Origin of the sequence: Peterkaempfera podocarpi, from assembly GCF_042466665.1 — a bacterium.
GTDB classification, from domain to species: domain Bacteria; phylum Actinomycetota; class Actinomycetes; order Streptomycetales; family Streptomycetaceae; genus Peterkaempfera; species Peterkaempfera podocarpi.
In genome coordinates this window covers 1,694,448-1,714,072 of sequence record NZ_CP162102.1, presented here as the reverse complement: position 1 = coordinate 1,714,072, position 19,625 = coordinate 1,694,448, and the positions used below count along the sequence as shown (strand labels likewise).

The window sequence follows — 19,625 nt, the reverse complement described above, 5'->3', positions numbered from 1 at the left end:
TCCGAACGAAAGGAAGGCCCCCGTGAGCGGCAAGGGACCCCCGAGCTGACACTGACCGCCAAGAACTGCCGCGACCTGCGGGTCGCTGTGGTGTCGGCGCAGTGGCACGAGCAGATCATGCAGGGACTGCGCGACGGCGCGCTGCGCGCACTGCACGAGCTCGGCATCGACGAGCCCACCGTGCTCCGGGTGCCGGGCACCTTCGAGCTGCCGGTCGCGGCCAAGCAGCTGGCCGACCGCGGCTATGACGCCGTGGTCGCCCTGGGTGTGGTCATCCGGGGCGGTACGCCGCACTTCGACTACGTCTGCCAGGCCGCCACCATGGGCCTCACCCAGGTCGCGGTCTCCACCGGAGTGCCGATCGGCTTCGGCGTACTCACCTGCGACAACGAGGAGCAGGCGCTGGACCGCGCCGGACTGCCCGGGTCCAGCGAGGACAAGGGCCACGAGGCGGTCACCGCCGCCCTCGCGACCGCCGCCGCGCTGCGCTCGGTCTCCGAGCCCTGGCGGTGAACGGTTCCGGTCCCGATGGTTGAAACGACATGTCCACGCTGCGGTCCGTTCCGCGGGGTTTCGCCCGCAGGCCGTAAGGTGTGCACATCATGGCGCTGAAGACATTCGAAGAGCTCTTCACCGAGCTCCAGCAGAAGGCCTCCTCCGGCGACCCCGGAACCTCCCGTACCGCGCAGCTCGTCCAGCAGGGCGTCCATGCGATCGGCAAGAAGGTGGTCGAGGAGGCAGCCGAGGTCTGGATGGCCGCCGAGCACGAGTCGGACGACCGGACCGCAGAGGAGATCTCACAGCTCCTCTACCACCTCCAGGTGATGATGGTCGCCCGCGGCCTCACCCTCGAGGACGTCTACGCCCATCTGTGAGCCGCAGGGGGCGCATCCGCGCCCCCTGCGCAACCGTGCACACACCCACACCCCAGCGAAAAGTGAAGGATCCGCCTCTCATGCTGCGCATTGCCGTCCCCAACAAGGGTTCTCTCTCGGGTCCCGCGGCGGAGATGCTGCATGAGGCCGGATACCGGCAGCGCAAGGACTCCAAGGAACTGGTCCTGGTCGACGCCGGGAACCAGGTCGAGTTCTTCTTCCTCCGGCCGCGCGACATCGCCATCTATGTCGGCTCCGGCCGGCTGGATGTCGGCGTCACCGGTCGCGACCTGCTGCTGGACTCCGGCGCCGAGGCCGAGGAGGTGCTGGCCCTGGGCTTCGCCGGGTCCACCTTCCGCTACGCCGGGCCGGTCGGCACCGCCAAGGACGTCCAGGACCTGAAGGGCCTGCGGATCGCGACCTCCTACCCGGGCCTGGTCCGCCGCCACCTCGCCGAGCACGGCGTGGAGGCCTCCGCGGTGACCCGCCTGGACGGAGCGGTGGAGACCGCGATCCAGCTGGGCGTCGCCGATGTGATCGCCGATGTCGTGGAGACCGGCACCACACTGCGCAACGCCGGCCTGGAGATCTTCGGTGAACCCATCCTGGAGTCCGACGCCGTGGTGATCCGCCCCAAGGGGGCCGGCGACGACACCCGGGTCGAGCAGTTCCTGCGCCGACTGCAGGGCGTCCTGGTGGCCCGGCGCTACGTGATAATGGACTACGACATCCGCGCCGAGCGGGTGAGCGACGCGGTCGCCCTCACCCCCGGGCTGGAGTCCCCGACCGTCTCCCCGCTGCACAGCGAGGGCTGGGTGGCCGTGCGCTCCATGGTGCTCCGCAAGGAGGCTCAGCGGATCATGGACGACCTGTGGGCCATCGGCGGCCGGGCCATTCTGGTCACCAACATCCACGCCTGCCGGCTCTGAACCGGTAGGGCACCCACCCAGGGGCGCGGCACCACGCCGCTCCGCTCCGTACGGCCGGGGACGCGCGCCCAGCGCGGACCGCCCCCGGCGGTGCCCAGCGGTGCGCACGGTGCTCGCGCCCCTCACCGCACCCCCCGCGACCCGCTCCGCCATCCGCTCTGCCACCCGGGAGCCCGACATGCCCGAAGCCACGCCGCCGCCCGCAGCCGGCCTGCCCGAGCTGCCCGTGACCTGGCGGGCGTCCCGTACCCGGGCAGTGCTGCTGCCCGTCGCGGTACTCCTGGTGGCGGTGTTCTGCGTCCTGGCCCGTGCCATGCCGCACAACTGGCACACCAACGACCGGGTGGCGCTGGTCGTCACCGGACTGCTCTTCGCCGCCGGACTGCTGATGCTCGCCCGGCCCCGGGCCACCGCCGGCAGCGAGGGCGTCACCGTGGTGAACTTCGTCCGCACCCGCCGCCTGGACTGGGCCGAGATCGTCCGGGTCAACCTCCGCCAGGGCGACCCCTGGGCGGTACTGGACCTCGCCGACGGCACCACCCTGGCCGTGGTGGGCATCCAGCCCGCGGCCGGCCGGACGCAGGCCGTCGCCGCCGCCCGGGCGCTGCGCGACCTGGTGGACGCACACGCCACCGCCCGGCACCGCCGCTGAGCCGCCCACCGGCCGTTTCCTGGCCGCTGCGTCGTCTACGCTGGTAAAGGCAGGGCAAACCCCTGCCATCAGTCATCAGGACGCGCCCGGCACCGGTGTGCCACCCGCCAGGGATGCCGCGTCCCCACCCCGACCAGAGGAGTGACACCTCCCCTCGATGGACGATCCGTCCGGTAGTACGAACGCCGTCCCGCCCTCGCCGGATCCGCTGGATCCCCTCCCACCGGAGCTCCCGGACCCGGCCGCGGCACTCCGCGAAGAGGCGGCACGGTGATCACCGCCTGGCTGCTGCTGGCAGCCGCCATTGCCCTCATCATCGCCAACGGCCTCTTTGTGGCCGCCGAGTTCTCCCTGGTCACCGTCGAGCGCGGCGCCGTAGAGCGCGCCGCGGCATCCGGCGACCGCAAGGCGGCCGGCATCGCCAAGGCCCTGCGCAGACTCTCCTTCGAACTCTCCGGCGCCCAGCTCGGCATCACCGTCACCTCCCTGGTGGTGGGCATGCTCGCCGAACCCGCGCTCTCCGTGCTGCTCCGCCCCGTCCTCACCGCCGTCGGCGTGCCCGAGTCGGCCGCCACCGGAGTGGCCGTGGTCGTGGGCATCGTTGCGGCGACCGTGCTGCAGATGGTCATCGGTGAGCTGGTGCCCAAGAACTGGGCGATCGCCCAGCCGATGCGGGTCGCCAGGGCCGTGGTCGGACCCCACCGAGCCTTCTCCGTCGCCTGCGGGCCGCTGATCGGCTTCCTCAACGGCTCGGCGGACCGCGCCGTGCGGGCGCTCGGCATCGAACCCACCGAGGAGCTCGCCCATGCCCGCACCCCCGCCGAGCTGGTGGCACTCGCCCAGCACTCGGCCAGGGCCGGAGCGATAGAGGAGGACACCGCGGACCTGTTCGTCCGCACGCTGGGCCTGGCCGGCCTCACCGCGCAGAGCGTGATGACCCCCCGGGTGGACGTCTCCGCCCTGCAGAGCGACGCCACCGCCGCGGATGTGCTCAATCTGACCCGCGCCACCGGCCTGTCCCGCTTCCCCGTCTACACCGACAGCCTCGACGAGGTCACCGGCATCGTCACGCTCAAGGAGGCCCTCGCGGTCCCCGCCGACGGGCGCGCCGCCGCCGGGGTCTCCGGGATCGCCGTGCCGCCGCTGCTGGTCCCCGAGACGCTGCCCGCCGAGCGGCTGCTGGAACTGCTGCGGCGCGGCCAGCCGATGGCCGTGGTCGTGGACGAGTACGGCGGCACCGCGGGCGTCGTCACGCTGGAGGACATCATCGAGGAGATGGTCGGCGAAGTGCTCGACGAGCACGACCCCGCCGACACCCCGATCTGCTGGCACTGCCCCCGGCCGACTCCATGCCGGTCTGGGAGGCCGACGGACGCACCCGCGTCGACCAGCTGGAGGCCATCGGGCTGCATGCGCCCGACGGCCCCTACGAGACCCTGGGCGGCCTGGTCGCCGACCTGCTGGGGCGGATCCCGGTCCCCGGTGACACCGCCGAACTCCCCGGCTGGCGGCTGACGGTGCTCGGCACCGACCGCCGCCGCACCTCCCGGGTGCGGCTGGAGCGCACCGGGCGACTGCCCGGTGACCCCCGCGGGCACGGGGAGCGGACCCGATGACCGTCCTGCAGATCCTCGCCGCACTGCTGCTGCTCCTGGGCAACGGCTTCTTCGTCGGCGCCGAGTTCGCGGTGATCTCGGTACGCCGCAGCCAGATCGAACCGCTCGCCGCGGCGGGCAACCGCCGCGCCCGCACGGTCCTGCACGCCCTGGAGAACGTCTCCGAGATGCTGGCCGCGGCCCAGCTCGGCATCACCGTCTGCTCGCTGCTGCTCGGCGCCCTCGCCGAGCCCACCGTGGCCGGTCTGCTGCACGGGCCCTTCCACGCACTGGGCGTGCCGCCCGGGGTGACCCATCTGGCGTCGTACGTCATCGCGCTGGCCCTGGTGGTCTTCCTGCACATGGTGGTCGGCGAGATGGTGCCCAAGAACATCGCGCTGGCAGGCCCCGAGAAGGCCGCCCTGTGGCTCGGCCCGCCGCTGGACCGGCTGGCCCGGCTGCTCGCCCCGGTGATCGCCTTCCTCAACACCTTCGCCAACCTGGTGCTGCGGGTCTTCCGGGTGGAGCCCAAGGACGAGGTGGAGTCGGTGTTCACCAGCGAGCAGCTGGCCCACCTGGTGGAGGACTCCCGGGACGCCGGACTGCTGGAGCCCGGCGAGCAGGAGCGTCTGGAGGACGCCCTGGAGCTGGGCCGCCGCCCGGTCACCGATGTGCTGCTGACTCCGCAGAAGCTGGTCACCGTGGATGCCTCGGTCACCCCCGCGCGGGTGGAGGAGCTGGCCGCGGCCACCGGCTACTCCCGGTTCCCGATCACCGGCGGCGACGGTGCCTTCCTGGGCTACCTCCATGTGAAGGACGTGCTGGACCTGGAGGACCGCCGCGCACCCGTGCCGCCGCAGATCTGGCGCCGGATACCGTCGGTGCGGAACCGGACCCCGCTGGACGACGCACTGGGCGCGATGCGGCGGGCCGCGGCGCACCTGGCCGCCGTGGTCGACCGGGACGGCCGGAGCCTCGGCCTGGTCACCCTGGAGGACGTCCTGGAGGAACTGGTGGGCGAGGTCCACGACCCCGACCACCGCCGCCCCGCCTCCGCCCGGGGCCAGGTGTACTGACCACGGAGGCCGGTCACAGGGGTCACGGCGGTGTGATCGTGACGTGGGTGAGGGCCTTCCGGCCCGGTGGTGCGGAAGTCGCTGTCCGCACCGGGCCGGAAAGGCCCTCACGGCCTTTCGGCGAGGCGGAACCCGAGCCGTCGCGGCGCCCACCCCGGCTGTGCCAGAAGCGGCCTGCGGTTGCGACGGGGCAGCGATGCCCGGTGTCAGCTGCGGCCGTCGATGAGTTCGCCGTAGGCCTGCACCAGGTCGGGCAGCCGCAGGGTCGCCAGATCCTCCCGGGTCGGCGGGACGGACAGGACGGAGAGCCGCAGATCGCGGTAGGCGCAGGACTTCTCGTACAGGGTGCGGATGAAGCGTCCGTTGCCCAGTTCGTCGATCCAGCCCTCGCCGACCACATGGGCGCAGATGGAGCGCAGCTCCTCCAGCGCGTCCGCATCCCAGGCGTCGCCGTCCCGGTCGGCCAGTGCCTGACCGATGGCGGTCAGCTCACCGGGGCGGTAGCTGGGGAAGTCGACCCGGGTGGTGAAGCGGGAGGCGAGGCCGGGGTTGGCGGCGAGCAGCCGGTTCATCCCCTCCGGGTAGCCGGCCAGTATCACCACCAGCCGGTCCCGGTTGTCCTCGGCCCGCTTCAGCAGCACCTGCAGCGCCTCGTCGCCGTAGGCGTCGCCCTTGCTGTAGCCGGAGTTGGCCAGTGAGTACGCCTCGTCGATGAAGAGCACCCCGTCCAGCGCGGAGTCGATCAGCTCATTGGCCTTGACCGCGGTCTGGCCGAGGAACTCGCCCACCAGGTCGGCCCGCTGGGCCTCCACCAGATGGTCCCCGGAGAGCAGCCCCAGGGCGTAGAAGACCCGGCCGAGGATTCTGGCCACGGTGGTCTTGCCGGTGCCCGAGGGGCCGGAGAAGACGAAGTGCCGCTTGGGCGGCTGCACCGGCAGGCCCTGGCCGATGCGCAGCCGGGCCATCCGCAGCTGGGCGGAGAGCGCCAGCACCTGCCGCTTCACCGGCTCCATGCCGACCATCCGGTCGAGTTCGGACAGCGCCGCGTCCAACTGTTCCCGGTCGGGCCCCGAGGCCTGGCCGAGCGGCCCTGCCGGGAGCGGCTGGACCGGCAGGACCACCCGGTCCCGCAGCGAGCCCTCGGGCGGGCCTCCGGCCGGCTCCGCGCCGTCGGTGGCGGCCGTCGCCACCGGGTCGGCGGTTCCGGGGGCCGCCGGCTCGAGGTCCGCGGCCGGTTCCTGCGGCTCCGTCCCCGAGGCGGCCGACGGGCCGGCGCTGCCGCTGCCGCCGGGTGCCTCGGTGCCCGGAAGCAGCAGCGTCCCGGCGTCGGCGGACCCCGGGACACCCTCCAGTTCGGCCTGCAGCAGCTCCGGGTCGACGCCGTCCTCGGACATGATCGCGGCCAGCCTGGCCGCGGTGTCCATGAAAGCCGGGTCGGCCCGGTGCACCGCCCGGTAGAGTGGCAGTGCCGCCGCGCTGCGTCCGGCGCCCTCATAGGCCCGGGCCAGCCAGTAGCGCAGCTCCTTGCGCTGCGGCTGCTCGGAGCGGCAGCGTGCCAGGGAGGCCGACAGCGGGGCCTCTGCCTGGGCGCACATGTCCAGCCGCACCCGGGCCATTCCGCTGAAGAGGCCGGCCTCTATGCCGAGCAGAGGGTCGTCCAGCAGTCCGTCGGTCTCGCGGATCAGCTGCTCCCAGTCCTTGACCAGATAGGAGCGGCAGGCCTGCAGGAAACGCACCGAGGGGTCCTCGTCGGCGGGCGGGCAGAGGATTATCGCCCGGTCCAGCTCGGTGAGGTGGCGTCCGTCCAGCCAGTGCGAGGCATGGGCCAGCGCCAGATCGCGGCCGTCCTCCAGCACGGGCTGCACCCACCAGCCCAGCCAGTACCAGGAGCTCAGCGGTCGGCGGTGGCGGCGCCGCTGCTCACCGAAGCGGTCCCGGTGGCGGTGCATCGCCAGCAGTGCGCCCGAGGTGTCGGAACGCAGGGCGTGCAGGCCGAGCCAGGCGTCCGCCATACCGGGGTCCAGCCGTACGGCCGTCCGGAACTCCTCCTCGGCGCGGGAGTACGCCCCCGCGGTGTACGCATCCATGGCCCGTAGCCATGCCCGGTCTGCGAGCCCTGCCGGACCCGCCGCCCCGGAGTCCTCGACCGTCCCCACGTCATGCCCCCCGCTGTGCGTCCCGAGCCCCTGCAGCTGCTCCCGCGCCCATGAGCCCCGCCCCCTCGCGCCACCCGCCGCACCGCGGGCCGACCGCCGCACCGGCCACCATGATGAACCCGCCGGGGCCGACACGGAATGCGGCCGTCCCTGCGGACCGTCCGGGTTTCCGGGATTGACGGAAAGTCACCACCCGCCCCCCGGTCAGTGCCCTTCCGGTAGGCCTCTCCATCCCGCATGGTACCGGCGCCCCGCTGATCCGGAAGGGTGCCGCGCCGCCCTGGTTCCGTACGCGGGCAAGACGAAGCCCCTCGGTCACGGGGGAACAACCGAGGGGCCTCGCGCTAGTTGTTGCGAGGTAAACCATCTCGCGACGAGGAGAACATACGTCCTGGATCAACCCTGGTCAAGTGATGGTTCGAACCCGTCGCCGCTCACCGTGCGCACACGGCGGGCCGTGCTCCCGCGGTTGCGATCCGTCACCTCCGAGGGGCCGGAGAGGCCGGCGAACCGTGTCCGGCACGCTCTGAGGACTGTCGGTCCGTCAGCGATGCGGACGCGCGGCGGGAACCGTGCGCCCGGCTGTTCTTCACCTCGTAGGGCGGGTTCCGGTTACTCGGTGTTTCCGGTGGATGCGGACCGGGGCCGCCGGGGGCCGCTCACCCGGCGGCCTCGCTGCCTCATCCGGTGGCCGGGGCAGGGCCGGGGGAATCGCAGGGCCGGTGGTCACGCGGGTGCCCCGGGGCGCGTCGGCACCGCAGTCAGGCCCGGAACCCGCAGCCAGGCCCGGCACCCGCAGTCAGGCCCGGCACCCCAAGCCGTGGGCAGGAGGCGGGCAACGGGCGGCGGGCTCAGGCGGCGGGCTCAGTCGGAGGGCGCGGTCGCCGCGGTCCCCAGGCTGCTCTCCCGGTCGAGCAGCTTGCGGATGTCATGCGCCTCCGGGACGCCGAGCCTGCTGAAGACCTGGTAGGCGCTCTCCAGGCTGGCCCTGCCCCGGCTGTGTTCGCCCAGCCGGGAGAGGGCCCGGCCGCGGGTCGCATGGGCGAGCCCCTCGCAGAAGGCGTCGCCCACCTCCTGGGCCACCACCAGCGCCCGCTCCGCCGTCACCACCGCGTCGGCGTCCCGTTCGAGGTCCAGCAGGCACTCGGACATCCGGGCCAGCGCCAGCCCCTCCCAGCCGCGCCGCCCCAGTTCGCGGAAGAGGCGCAGGGCGTGGTGGAGATGGCCCAGTGCGGTCTCCGGGTCACCGGCCCGGCGGAAGACGATGCTGGCCGAGTAGCGGGTCTCGGCGATCGTGGAGTCGTTCCCCGAGGCGTCGGCCGTGGCCAGCGCCGACTGCACCATGGCGAGGGCCTCCACGGGGCGGCCCAGGGACATCAGCGACCGCGAGGTGTTCCCCATGATCAGTGCCGAGACGCTGGAGTTGCCCAGCAGCTCGCACTGCTCCAGCGCCTCGTACAGATACGGCAGGGCCTTGGTGGGGTGTCCGGTGCTGCCGAAGACGACTCCGAGCAGGTTGGCCGCGGTGAACTGCGCGATCCGGTCACCGTTGGACCGGGCGAGGGCGAGTGCGGCCCGCAGTTCGGGTTCGGCCTCCTCGTACCGGTCGCAGGAGTACAGCAGCAGGCCTCGTACGCAGCGGGCGCGGGCCTCGGCGACACTGTCGCCCGCACCGTGGGCAGCGTCGACCACAGGGCGCAGGATCTGCTCGATCTGCCGCTGGTGGACCGCGCCGTCGATGAGCCAGACCCATGCCATCAGCAGGTCGATCAGCGGCCGTACGGCCCCCTCCCGGGCGGCGCGGGCCTGCTGGGAGATCACCGTGAACAGGGTGGTCTGCTCCGCGAGCAGCCAGGATCGGGCGGCCTCGGTACTGCCCAGGGGCGCGCTCTGGGCCTGCGGCGCCTGGAGGTGGTCGGTGAGCACATCACCCGGCTCCAGCAGCCTGGAGGCCGCCGACACCGTGGCGAACAGGAAGTCCAGCAGCCGGTTCACCGCCAGGTCGCGGTCCGCGTCCGGGTCGGTGCGCTCGGACTGCCTGCGGGCGAAGAGGCGCAGCAGGTCGTGGTGGCGGTAGCGGCCGGGCGCGGGGGCCTCCAGCAGGCCGGTGTCGACCAGCCCTTCCACCAGGTCCTCGGTCGACTCCACGGAGAGGTCCAGCACCGCCGCGGCGGAGGCCAGGGACAGGTCGGGGCTGTCGGGCAGGGCGAGCAGGCGGAAGGTCCGGGAGAGGTCCCGGGGGAGCTGGCGGTAGCCCAGCGCAAAGGTGGCCTCCACCGCGAGCTGCCCGGTCTGCATCTCGTCCAGCCGCCGCCGCTCGTCGGTGAGGCGCGCCGCGAGCGTGGAGACCGTCCAGGAGCGCCGGGCGGCCAGCCGGGCGGCCACGATCCGTACCGCCAGCGGCAGGAAACTGCAGGCCGACACCACATCGAGGGCGGCGTCGCGTTCGGCTCCCACCCGCTCCCGGCCGGCGATGGCCTCGAAGAGGCGCAGCGCCTCCTGGGGTTCCAGCACATCCAGGTCGATGTGATGGGCGCCGGGCAGATCGGTGAGCCTGGCCCGGCTGGTGATCAGCACCGCACAGCCGGACCCGCCGGGCAGCAGGGGGAGGACCTGGGCGGTGTCCCTGGCGTTGTCGAGGACGACCAGCACCCGCAGACCGGCCAGCAGCGAGCGCAGGAGCAGCGATCTGCGTTCCACACCGTCGGGGATGCCCGCCGCGTCCTCGCCCAGCGAGACCAGGAAGTCACCCAGGACCGCCTCGGGGTCGGCCGGGGAGTCGCCGGCTCCGCGCAGGTCGACATAGAGCTGGCCGTCGGGGAACTCGGCGCGCACCGCGTGTGCGGCGTGCACCGCCAGCGCGGTCTTGCCCACGCCGCCGATACCGGCGATGGCGCAGAGCCGCAGGGCGTTGCCCTGGCTGCCGGACAGCATCGACTCCAGCTCCGCGGTCAGCTCGGCCCGGCCGGTGAAGTCGGTCGGGTCAGCGGGCAGCTGTGCGGGCACCCGGACGCTGCCCGTCCGGGCCGGGGCCGCGGCCGCAGCCTCCGCGGGGATCAGCGAGGCGTCCGAGGCCAGGATGCGTGCATGGAGGTCGGTGAGTTCCGGGCCGGGCTCCACGCCGAGTTCGGAGATCAGGTGCCTGCGGGCGTCCGCGTAGGCGGCCAGGGCGTCCGCCTGCCGTCCGCTGCGGTACAGCGCCAGCATCAGCAGCGCCCGGAACCGCTCCCGCAGCGGCTGCTCCGCCACCAGGTCCGTGAGCTCCGCGATGGCCTCCCGGTGCCGGCCCAGCAGGTCGATCTCCGCGCCCAGCCGCAGTTCCAGCGCCGCCGCGTGCAGCTCCTCCAGCCGTCGCCGCCAGGCGTCGGCCGAGGGGCCGGGCAGCCCCGCCAGCGGTCCGGCCTGCCACAGCTCGAGGGCCGCGGCGGCCGCCCGGTGGCACCCGTCGCCGTTCCTCGCGGCGAAGGCGCGCCCCGCCTCGACCACGCCCTCCTCGAAGCGGACGGCGTCGACGGTCCGTGAGGGCACCTTGAGCGCATAGCCGTCGGCCACCGAGACCAGCAGGCTGGACACCGAGCGGGACTTCCGGTCGGGCTCCAGGACCGCACGCAGCCGGGAGATGTAGGTGCGCACCGCAGCGACCGCGTTGGGCGGCGGCTCCTCGCCCCACACCCCCTCGACCAGCTCCTGCAGCCCGATGGGGCGCCCGGCCCGGCGGAGCAGGACGGCCAGCAGCGCCCGCTGCTGCGGAGGGCCGATGGCGACCTCCTCGGCGGAACGCCATGCCTGCAGTGGCCCCAGTACGCGGAACTCCAGCTCCGATGCCGCTGTGTCGCTGCCGCTCTGCACGATCCTGAGTCTCCCCCTGGCCTGGGCCGTCCTGACCGGCTTGGGACAGCTTTCCACCGCAGTCAGCACTCCACAGGTGCTGTTTATCAGATATTTATTGGCTTTCGCCATGCTGACGATGGCTGTCCCACCGGTGCCGTCCGACACAGGGTCCCGGCCGTACCGGAGCGTCCATCGGGCCGTCGGAACACCAGGGGACATGCCGAGCGATCGACCCAGAGGAGCACAGATATGAGCACGCCCGAGGAGCCGACCGAGGAGACCCCCGAGACGGGTGAGGGGCCGGCGCCCGGCACCGAGTCCCCGACCGGGAACGGAGCCACTCAGAAATAGCCTGTGCACTTCCGCCGCCCGGGGGGACGGTGGGAGCCGCCTCCGCGCCGCGCGCGGAGGCGGGCCGGGGGGAATGAGGGGGAGCAGGGGGAGGGGCGGCCGGTCCGCCCGGTACAGCAGCATCGGGGGGCTGCTGTACCGGGGGGACCGGCCGCTTCGCTGTGTCCGGCGGGCGGTCGCCGGGCCGGAGCGGGCGGTGGGTGCCCGCTCGCGGTGACGGACGGCCCCGGATCGGGCATACTCGCTTCGCCACGTTGGTTAATGGTCGTTCACTGCGAACCAGGGGACCGCCGCCGACGAGGCGCGACGACCCCCTCGGGCCTCCACCCACGGCCCGGGGCGCGACCGAGGAGGCGACCCGCCATGAGCATCTCCCCGACCAAGCCGGTGGAGCGCCAGCTGCCCACTGAGGAGGCCCGTGACCTGCTGGCCCTCACCCGGGAGCTGGTGGAGCGGGAGCTGCTGCCCCGCGCCGCCGTCGACGAGGACGAGGGCCGCTTCCCCCGTGAGGTCTTCCGCACCCTCGGGGAGGCCGGGCTGCTGGGCCTGCCCTACCCCGAGAGCCACGGCGGCGGTGAGCAGCCCTACGAGGTCTATCTGCAGGTCCTGGAGGAGCTGGCGGCCGGCTGGCTGGCGGTGGGCCTCGGGGTCAGCGTGCACACCCTGTCCTGCCATGCCCTGGCCACCTTCGGCAGCGAGGAGCAGAAGCAGCGGCTGCTGCCGAGGATGCTCGGCGGTGAACTGCTCGGCGCGTACTGCCTCTCCGAGCCGCAGTCCGGCTCCGACGCGGCGGCGCTGCGCACCAGCGCCGTCCGCAGCGGGGACACCTGGACGGTCAACGGCACCAAGGCCTGGATCACCCATGGCGGCCACGCCGACTTCTACAGCACCCTGGTCCGCACCGGGCAGCCCGGTCCGGCGGGCATCAGCGCCCTGTTGATCGACGCGGGGACGCCGGGACTGAGCGCCGCGCCGCCGGAGCGCAAGATGGGCATGAAGAGCTCGCCCACCGCGCAGATCCACTTCGACGGGGCCCAGGTGCCCGCGGACCGGCTGATCGGCGAGGAGGGGCAGGGGTTCTCGATCGCGCTCTCCGCCCTGGACTCCGGGCGTCTGGGCATCGCGGCCTGCGCGGTGGGGCTGGCGCAGGCCGCCCTGGACCAGGCGGTGGAGTACGCCAGGGACCGGCGCCAGTTCGGCCGTCCGATCGCCGAATTCCAGGGACTGTCCTTCCTGCTGGCCGACATGGCCACCCAGGTCGAGGCCGGCCGCGCCCTCTATGTCGCCGCGGCGCGCCGCCGCGACGCGGGGCTGGCCTTCACCAAGCAGGCGGCGATGGCCAAGCTGTTCTGCACCGACGCCGCGATGCGGGTCACCACCGACGCCGTCCAGGTCCTCGGGGGCTACGGCTACACCCAGGACTTCCCCGTGGAGCGCTATATGCGCGAGGCCAAGGTGCTGCAGATCGTCGAGGGCACCAACCAGATCCAGCGCATGGTCATAGGACGCCGCCTCACCGGCGGCACCGGCCGCTGACCGGCGGTCCAGGACACGGGGAGCCCCGCCGGGCACGGTGCTCGGCGGGGCTCCCTGCTGCTCGCTGCGCCGCGCCGGCGCCCGGTGGCGCGCGGTGCGGACCGGGACGGCGGCACCGGCAGAGGGTGCCGCCCCCGGGGGCGGTGGTTCGCGGGGCGGGCGGGCCGGGCTCAGCGCCGCCGGGCTGCGGGGTGTGTCTGGGCCGGCACCCGCACCGGACGTGAGCCGGGGCCACCGACGTGCGAGAACGGCTGGGTCCGCCAGTCGAGCTCCGCGGGCAGCGCCAGCAGGGCCTCCAGATCCGGCTCGGCGTCGAAGTCCGGGTCCTCTTCCAGCTCGGGCGCCTCGTCGACCGGACGGTCGGAGCCCGGGCAGACCACGGAGGCGAAGGGGTTCCATGCACTGCGCAGCACGGCGTGCTGCGGGAAGCGCTCCTCGTCGCCGAGCAGCGCGATCGGACGGTCGCACTCGGGGCAGCGCAGCCGGACGATCTCCCAGGTGTCGCCCTCGCCGGGGTCGGTACCCCGGAACATCTCCAAGCCGGGACCGTCGGCGGTGTGCCCCGGCATCGGATCTTCGCCGGGCTCCGGCTCCTCGGCGCGTGCTTCCGCCTCGGTACCGCGGATACGCCGGTCCAGTACAGGCATGTTCATCCCCCTTGGGTGGGCCAGACCACCACGGTCATGACCATAGCCAGCATTTCCCTGCTGGTGACCCACATAATCCTGCAGGTTGACGCACCATCATGCATCGGGTGTGTCCTTGGTCACACGGCTCGCGCATATGCGCCCGGCGTGCGCCGCCGACCGCCCCTGCGGCGCCCCGGCCGCCGGGCCCGGCGGGTCACCCGGCAGATCAGTGCTCCCCCTGCGCCAGCTCGGCGGCCACCGCCCGGCGCAACTGCTCCAACCGCCGGGGGAGCGGCTCCCAGCCGGGGGACCCCGCCAGCTCCACATTGAGGTCGGCCACCGTCCGGGTATAGGCCCGCGCCAGTCCGCGCGGCATCAGCGGCATGCCCGGCGGCCGCCGCCGGGCATGCCCCTCGGCGTCCACCACCCCCGCATGGTTGCCCCGCACCGACACCCAGAGGGCATCCACCCGGCCCTGCGCGGCCGCGACCAGCCCGCCGCGGGCGGGCAGCCACTGGCGCAGCGCCGCCCGGGTGCCGCCCGACAGCGGCAGCACCTCGGTACGCGGCGGGCTCACCGAGCGGGCCTGCGGATGCCGGACCACCCGGACCTGGTCCAGGTCCTCGCCCAGATCGTCCAGTCGCAGGGCGCACAGCTCCCCGGCCCTGGCGCCGGTGTCGAGCACCACCCCCACCAGGGCGAGCAGCCTCAGCCGCCCCGGGTCGGCGCGGTGCCGGCCCGCGCCGTCCGCCAGATGGCGCAGCAGCAGGCTGCGCCGCCGGGCGTCCACGGTCGGTCTGGGCTCCGGTACCTCCGGCCGCTGCGGCAGCTCCAGCGGCACCCCGGCGGCCCGCGCCACGATCGCCAGACAGTCGGCCCGCACCCGCATGCTGGCGTCCGAGGAGCGCGCCGGATCGGGCACCGCCCGGCGCCGCAGCTCGCCGCGGGCGGCCGACTCCAGATAGTCGGCCACCGCACGGGGCTCCAGCAGCCCGCCCACCGAATGCCCCGCCCCGGCCGGAAGCGCCCCCCGCGCCGCCGCCCGGGCGAGCTCCCCCGCCACCCAGCGCAGCTGCCGCGCCCGGGCGGCACTCACCTCCGGCCGCTGCACCAGCCCCTCGACCAGCCGCTCCAGCTCCGCGACCCCGTGCGCGGGCGGCGCCTTGTGCTGCGAATCGGACATGCCCGGGACTCTAGACAGCAGCACTGACAACGCCCCCGCAAGTCCCTGAACGGGGCTGCCGCAGGCCTGCCGCCGACGCCCCGGAACAAGACCGTCGCATGCCCCGCCGACGCCCCCGGAGGCCCCGTGGGGCGGCCCGCCGGCCCGCTCCCCGCCCCGGGTCTGCCCGCCGAGTCGGCATCCGGGTGCCCCGCCCAGTAGGTTGACCCCTTGTGGAGGATCTCGACCGTCAGATCGTGCAGTTGCTCGTCCAGGACGGGCGGATGAGTTACACCGACCTGGGGAAGGCCACCGGCCTCTCCACCTCGGCCGTGCACCAGCGGGTGCGCCGTCTCGAGCAGCGGGGGGTGATCCGCGGCTACGCCGCGATCGTGGACCCGGACGCGGTGGACCTGCCGCTCACCGCGTTCATCTCGGTGAAGCCGTTCGACCCCAGTGCGCCCGACGATGTGCCCGAGCGCCTGGCCGGCGTGGAGGAGATCGAGGCCTGCCACAGTGTGGCCGGCGACGAGAACTACATCCTGAAGGTCCGGGTGGCGGGCCCCGGGGACCTGGAGCAGTTGCTGGCCCGCATCCGTACCGAGGCCGGCGTCTCCACCCGCACCACTGTGGTGCTCAGCACTCCGTACGAGGCCCGCGCGCCCCGGCTGTGACCAGCGGGCGGGCGAGCGGCAGACTGGGGCCATGACCGATCGCACCACCCGTACCGTGCTGCTGCGCGGCGGCAATGTCCACAGTCCCGCCGATCCTTTCGCCACCGCCATGGTGGTGCAGGGGGAGACCGTCGCCTGGATCGGCTCGGAGGGCGCTGCGGACGCCTACGTCGACGGCGCCGACGAGGTGGTCGACCTGGCGGGGGCCCTGGTCACGCCCGCGTTCGTGGACGCCCATGTGCACGCCACCTCGACCGGCCTGGCCCTCACCGGGCTCGACCTGACCGGCTGCCCCTCGCTGGCCGAGGCCCTGGCCCGCCTGGAGCGGCAGGTCAAGCAGGAGCGCGCCCACGGCCGTCTGGGCACGCCCGAGGAGGGGGTGCTGATCGGCCACGGCTGGGACGAGACCGGCTGGCCGGAGAACCGCCCGCCCACCCGGCAGGAGCTGGACGCCGCGGCCGACGGCGCGCCCGTCTACCTCTCCCGTACCGACGTCCACTCCGCCGTCGCCTCCACCGCGCTGCGGGCCCTGGCCGAGCGGAGCACGGGCCTGTGCTCGCTGGCCGGCCACCACCCCGACGGGCCGCTCAGCCGCGACGCGCACCACGCGGTGCGCCGTACCGCGCTGGCCCGTATCACCCCCGAGCAGCGGCGCGACGCCCAGCAGGCCACCCTCCACCGCGCGGCGTCGCTGGGGATCGGCGCGCTGCACGAGTGCGCCGGCCCCGACATCTCCTCCGCCGACGACCTGGCGGGGCTGCTGGTGCTCGCCGCCGAGGGGGGCGGCCCGGAGGTGTTCGGCTACTGGGGCGAGCTGGGCGCGGTGGAGACCGCGCGCAGGCTGGGCGCGGTCGGCGTCGGCGGCGACCTCTTCGTGGACGGCGCACTTGGCTCCCGTACGGCCTGTCTGCACCAGGCCTACCTGGACGCCCCGCACACCGGCGCCGCCTACCTCACCGCCGAGCAGGTGGCCGGCCATGTGGCGGCCTGCACCGAGGCGGGGCTGCAGGCGGGCTTCCACGCCATCGGCGACGCTGCGCTCTCGGCGGTCCTGGAGGGGGTCCGCACGGCCGCCCGGCAGGTCGGCCTGGAGCGGGTGCGGGCGCTGCGGCACCGGGTGGAGCATGCGGAGCTGCTGGACGACGCCGCGGTGGCCGCCTTCGCCGAACTGGGCCTGGTGGCCTCGGTGCAGCCGGCCTTCGACGCGGCCTGGGGCGGCGAGGACGGCATGTACGCCCAGCGGCTGGGGGCGGAGCGGGCGCGGCAGCTCAACCCCTTCGCCCGGCTGCTGAGGGCCGGTGTGCCGCTGGCCTTCGGCTCCGACGCACCGGTGACCCCGCTGGACCCCTGGGGCACCGTGCGGGCCGCCGCCTTCCACCGCACCCCGGAGCACCGCATCTCGGTCCGTGCCGCCTTCACGGCGCACACCCGCGGCGGCTGGCGGGCGCTGGGCCGGGACGACGCCGGGGTCCTGGTGCCCGGTGCGCCGGCCGGCTTCGCGGTCTGGCAGACGGGTGAACTCGTGGTCCAGGCCCCGGACTCCAGGGTGGCCGGCTGGTCCACCGACCCCCGGTCCGGCACGCCGGGTCTGCCGGATCTCTCGCCGGGCCTCCCGCTGCCCGAGTGCCTGGCCACCGTGGTGCGCGGAAGGGTGGTGCACGGCTCCCTCTGACCCCGTCGCGGGAGGTCCGCCGTCGAAGATCTCCTGCGGCCGATCGGGTGGTGCCGGATACCTCCCTCGGGCGTGGCGTACGGGTGGCCCGGCGTCCCCAGAGCCTCGATGACCTGCTGTTTTCTGCTGTACACGCAGGTCAGACCGCAGTTGACAGACGATGGTCGGCTGCGAGTAGGTTCGACGCCGTCCACCTCCGGGGTTGCCCCCCGCAGGTCGCCCGACCGGAACACCTCCACGCCAAAACCCGTGACCGCAGCTGGGCCAACGGGCAGCGCCCCCGGGGGCGCCGCCGACAGGCAGCCAGGTCCAGCGTCGTGGCGCGGGGAGCGTGGGAGCCGGCAGGCCAACCGGGTCCGGCCGGGCAGGTGCGACCCGGGCGGGGGCCGGACGCTCAGTAGACACGGCTCTCGGTCGCCCCGCAGCCGGCGGGCGCCAGGTCGGACCGAAGGGCGTCCGGTCCCTGACCCGCCGCGTGCGGGCCATGGGCCCCCGTGTCGATCACCAGTGCGGTCCCGGTTCCCGCCGGTGCCGCCGGTCGTTGTACCGTCGTCGCACGTCGCCGTGTCAGGTCGGCGCACCAGACCCGTTCGACGAGAGAGGCGGCGCGCGTGGCCATGCCCGTGGACCCCCTGCTCGGTGAGCCGGCGGCGGCCGGCCCCGCCACCACCGGGGCAGCCCGGACCCCGGCTCCGGCGCCCGCCGCAGACGTCGCCCGGCCCTCGCGCGGGGAGCGGATACGACGCGGGCTGCCGCGGACCGCGGCAGCCGCCGTCCTCGGCCTGCTGCTGGCGGTCTCCTTCCCCCCGTACGACCTGTGGCCGCTCTCGCTGGTGGCCGTCGCGGGCCTCGCCCTGCTCACCAGGGGCCGCACGGCCCGCCAGGGGGCCTGGACCGGCTTCGCCTTCGGTGTCCCCTTCCTGCTCTGGCTGCTGGACTGGCTGCGGGTGATCGGGCCGGACGCCTGGACGGTGCTCTCGGTGGTGGAGGCGCTCTTCCTGGCGGCGATGGGTGCCGGGCTCGCCGTCACCTCCCGGCTGCGGTGGTGGCCGCTGTGGACGGCCTGCCTGTGGGTCGCCCAGGAGTGGGCCCGCGACCGCCTGCCGCTGGGCGGATTCCCGTGGGGGCGGCTGGCGTTCGCCAACACCGCCAGCCCCTTCACCCCGCTCGCCGCGGTGGCCGGCGCCCCGCTGGTGACCTTCGCGGTGGCGCTGAGCGGGGCCCTGCTGGCCGCGGCGGCCCTTCCGCTGCTCCCGTACGCGACCGCCGCGCTGCGGCGGCTGCGCCCGGCCTCCGGCAGCGGGACGGCCGGATCAGGGTCCGAGCCGGGGCGCCGCCCGGGGCTGAGGGGGCGGCTGGTGGCCGTCCCGGCGGCGCTGGCTGTCGCGGTGGCCCTGGCCGGGCTCGCGGTGCCGGTGCCGACCAAGGGCGACGACACCGCCGAGGTGGCGGTCATCCAGGGCAATGTGCCGCACCCGGGCATGGACTTCCTCGGCCGCCCGATGGCGGTGCTCAACAACCATGTCGCTGCCACCGAGCGCCTCGCCGCCGATGTGGCGGCGGGCCGCCGGCCCAGGCCCGATGTGGTGATCTGGCCGGAGAACTCCTCCGACCTCGACCCCTTCACCAACCTCGACGCCTATGCGGCGATCGACCGCGCGGTGCGGGACATCGGTGTCCCGGTGCTGGTCGGCACCCTGGTGGACGGCCCCGACAACCAGCATGTGCGCAACGAAGGGATCGTCTGGGACCCGGTCAAGGGCCCGGGGGCCTCGTACACCAAGCAGCACCCGGTGCCGTTCGGTGAGTACGTCCCCTTCCGCTCGGTGCTGTCGAAGTTCATCACCCGGCTGAACCGGGTGGCGCGCGACTTCTACCCCGGCACCACCAACGGGGTCATGCAGCTGGGGCCGGTGCGGATCGGCGATGTGATCTGCTTCGAGGTCGCCTATGACGAGATCGTCCGCGACAGCGTGGACGCGGGGGGCCGGGTGCTGGTCGTGCAGACCAACAACGCCACCTATGCGCGCAGCGGACAGCCCGAGCAGCAGCTGGCCATGTCCAGGCTGCGTGCGGTCGAGCACGGCCGTGCGGTGCTCATCGCTGCCACCAGCGGCATCAGCGCGATCATCGGGCCGGACGGCTCGGTGCAGCAGCACACCGCCGAATTGACCCCGGCGGAACTGACGGCCAAAATCCCACTGCGCGACGGCAGAACTCTCGCCGACCGCCTGGGTGCATGGCCGGAGTGGACAATCGCTATTGTGGGGTTGCTCTCCTGCGCGGCAGGCATCCCGAGGAGTCGATTCCGATTCCGCCGGGGCGCCGCACCCGGGTCGCCGATCACCGGTGGTCCCAAGCGCCAGGCGGATGCGGACGTACGCGACGACCGTGTCTGACCGGCGTCTCGGACAGGAGGGCAGTCGTCCGGGGGGACGGTGCCGGGTAACCATCAGGGAAACTTCCGGCGACCTCCTGTCGCACCTA

The 19,625-nt window shown here is 73.8% G+C and carries 13 protein-coding genes and 1 pseudogene; 10 read left to right on the top strand and 4 right to left on the bottom strand.

Going from position 1 to position 19,625, the window contains the following annotated elements; translation table 11 throughout:
- Positions 1-45: 45 nt before the first annotated feature.
- The 6 genes and pseudogenes from ribH (at position 46) to AB0761_RS07535 (ending at position 5,127) form a co-directional block, all read left to right on the top strand.
- Positions 46-513, top strand: coding sequence for a 6,7-dimethyl-8-ribityllumazine synthase (gene ribH, locus AB0761_RS07560; RefSeq protein ID WP_377273963.1), 468 nt, complete (start codon positions 46-48; stop codon positions 511-513).
- An 89-nt stretch (positions 514-602) separates the two neighbouring features.
- Positions 603-875, top strand: a complete 273-nt coding sequence (locus tag AB0761_RS07555) for a phosphoribosyl-ATP diphosphatase (RefSeq protein ID WP_377268195.1) — start codon at positions 603-605, stop codon at positions 873-875.
- Positions 876-955: 80 nt separating this feature from the next.
- Complete coding sequence (hisG, locus tag AB0761_RS07550; RefSeq protein ID WP_377268194.1) at positions 956-1,804, top strand: ATP phosphoribosyltransferase; 849 nt, start codon at positions 956-958, stop codon at positions 1,802-1,804.
- Between the two features lie 178 nt (positions 1,805-1,982).
- Complete coding sequence (locus AB0761_RS07545) at positions 1,983-2,456, top strand: PH domain-containing protein (RefSeq protein WP_377268193.1); 474 nt, start codon at positions 1,983-1,985, stop codon at positions 2,454-2,456.
- Positions 2,457-2,726: 270 nt separating this feature from the next.
- Positions 2,727-4,072, top strand: a pseudogene (locus tag AB0761_RS07540) (hemolysin family protein).
- On the top strand, positions 4,069-5,127 hold the full coding sequence (locus AB0761_RS07535; RefSeq protein ID WP_377268192.1) for a hemolysin family protein: 1,059 nt from the start codon (positions 4,069-4,071) through the stop codon (positions 5,125-5,127). The pseudogene AB0761_RS07540 and the gene AB0761_RS07535 overlap by 4 nt, the downstream one beginning before the upstream one ends.
- A gap of 206 nt (positions 5,128-5,333) precedes the next feature.
- Here the strand turns inward: AB0761_RS07535 and AB0761_RS07530 are convergent, their stop codons facing one another.
- Positions 5,334-7,214 carry an AAA family ATPase gene (locus AB0761_RS07530; protein WP_377268191.1) on the bottom strand — a complete coding sequence of 627 codons (1,881 nt, stop codon included), beginning with the start codon at positions 7,212-7,214 and terminating at the stop codon, positions 5,334-5,336.
- Between the two features lie 933 nt (positions 7,215-8,147).
- Positions 8,148-11,132 (bottom strand): BTAD domain-containing putative transcriptional regulator, encoded by a 2,985-nt coding sequence (locus AB0761_RS07525; protein WP_377268190.1) that lies wholly within the window; start codon positions 11,130-11,132, stop codon positions 8,148-8,150.
- Between the two features lie 696 nt (positions 11,133-11,828).
- Here AB0761_RS07525 and AB0761_RS07520 point away from each other — a divergent pair.
- Positions 11,829-13,001, top strand: a complete 1,173-nt coding sequence (locus tag AB0761_RS07520; RefSeq protein WP_377268189.1) for an acyl-CoA dehydrogenase family protein — start codon at positions 11,829-11,831, stop codon at positions 12,999-13,001.
- Positions 13,002-13,171: 170 nt separating this feature from the next.
- On the opposite strand, the gene AB0761_RS07515 is transcribed toward AB0761_RS07520, so the two are convergent.
- Entirely contained in the window at positions 13,172-13,648 is a 477-nt protein-coding gene (locus AB0761_RS07515) for a hypothetical protein (RefSeq protein ID WP_377268188.1), read from the bottom strand.
- A 208-nt stretch (positions 13,649-13,856) separates the two neighbouring features.
- Positions 13,857-14,813: a hypothetical protein gene (locus tag AB0761_RS07510; RefSeq protein ID WP_377268187.1), complete on the bottom strand. Its 957-nt coding sequence runs from the start codon at positions 14,811-14,813 to the stop codon at positions 13,857-13,859.
- A 212-nt stretch (positions 14,814-15,025) separates the two neighbouring features.
- On the opposite strand from AB0761_RS07510, the gene AB0761_RS07505 reads away from it, so the two are divergent.
- The 3 genes from AB0761_RS07505 to lnt all read left to right on the top strand — a co-directional run bounded on the left by AB0761_RS07505 (position 15,026) and on the right by lnt (position 19,537).
- Positions 15,026-15,466 carry an Lrp/AsnC family transcriptional regulator gene (locus AB0761_RS07505; protein WP_377268186.1) on the top strand — a complete coding sequence of 147 codons (441 nt, stop codon included), beginning with the start codon at positions 15,026-15,028 and terminating at the stop codon, positions 15,464-15,466.
- Between the two features lie 31 nt (positions 15,467-15,497).
- Positions 15,498-17,138, top strand: a complete 1,641-nt coding sequence (locus tag AB0761_RS07500) for an amidohydrolase (RefSeq protein WP_377268185.1) — start codon at positions 15,498-15,500, stop codon at positions 17,136-17,138.
- Positions 17,139-17,755: 617 nt separating this feature from the next.
- Positions 17,756-19,537, top strand: a complete 1,782-nt coding sequence (gene lnt / locus AB0761_RS07495) for an apolipoprotein N-acyltransferase (RefSeq protein WP_377268184.1) — start codon at positions 17,756-17,758, stop codon at positions 19,535-19,537.
- Positions 19,538-19,625 lie beyond the last annotated feature (88 nt).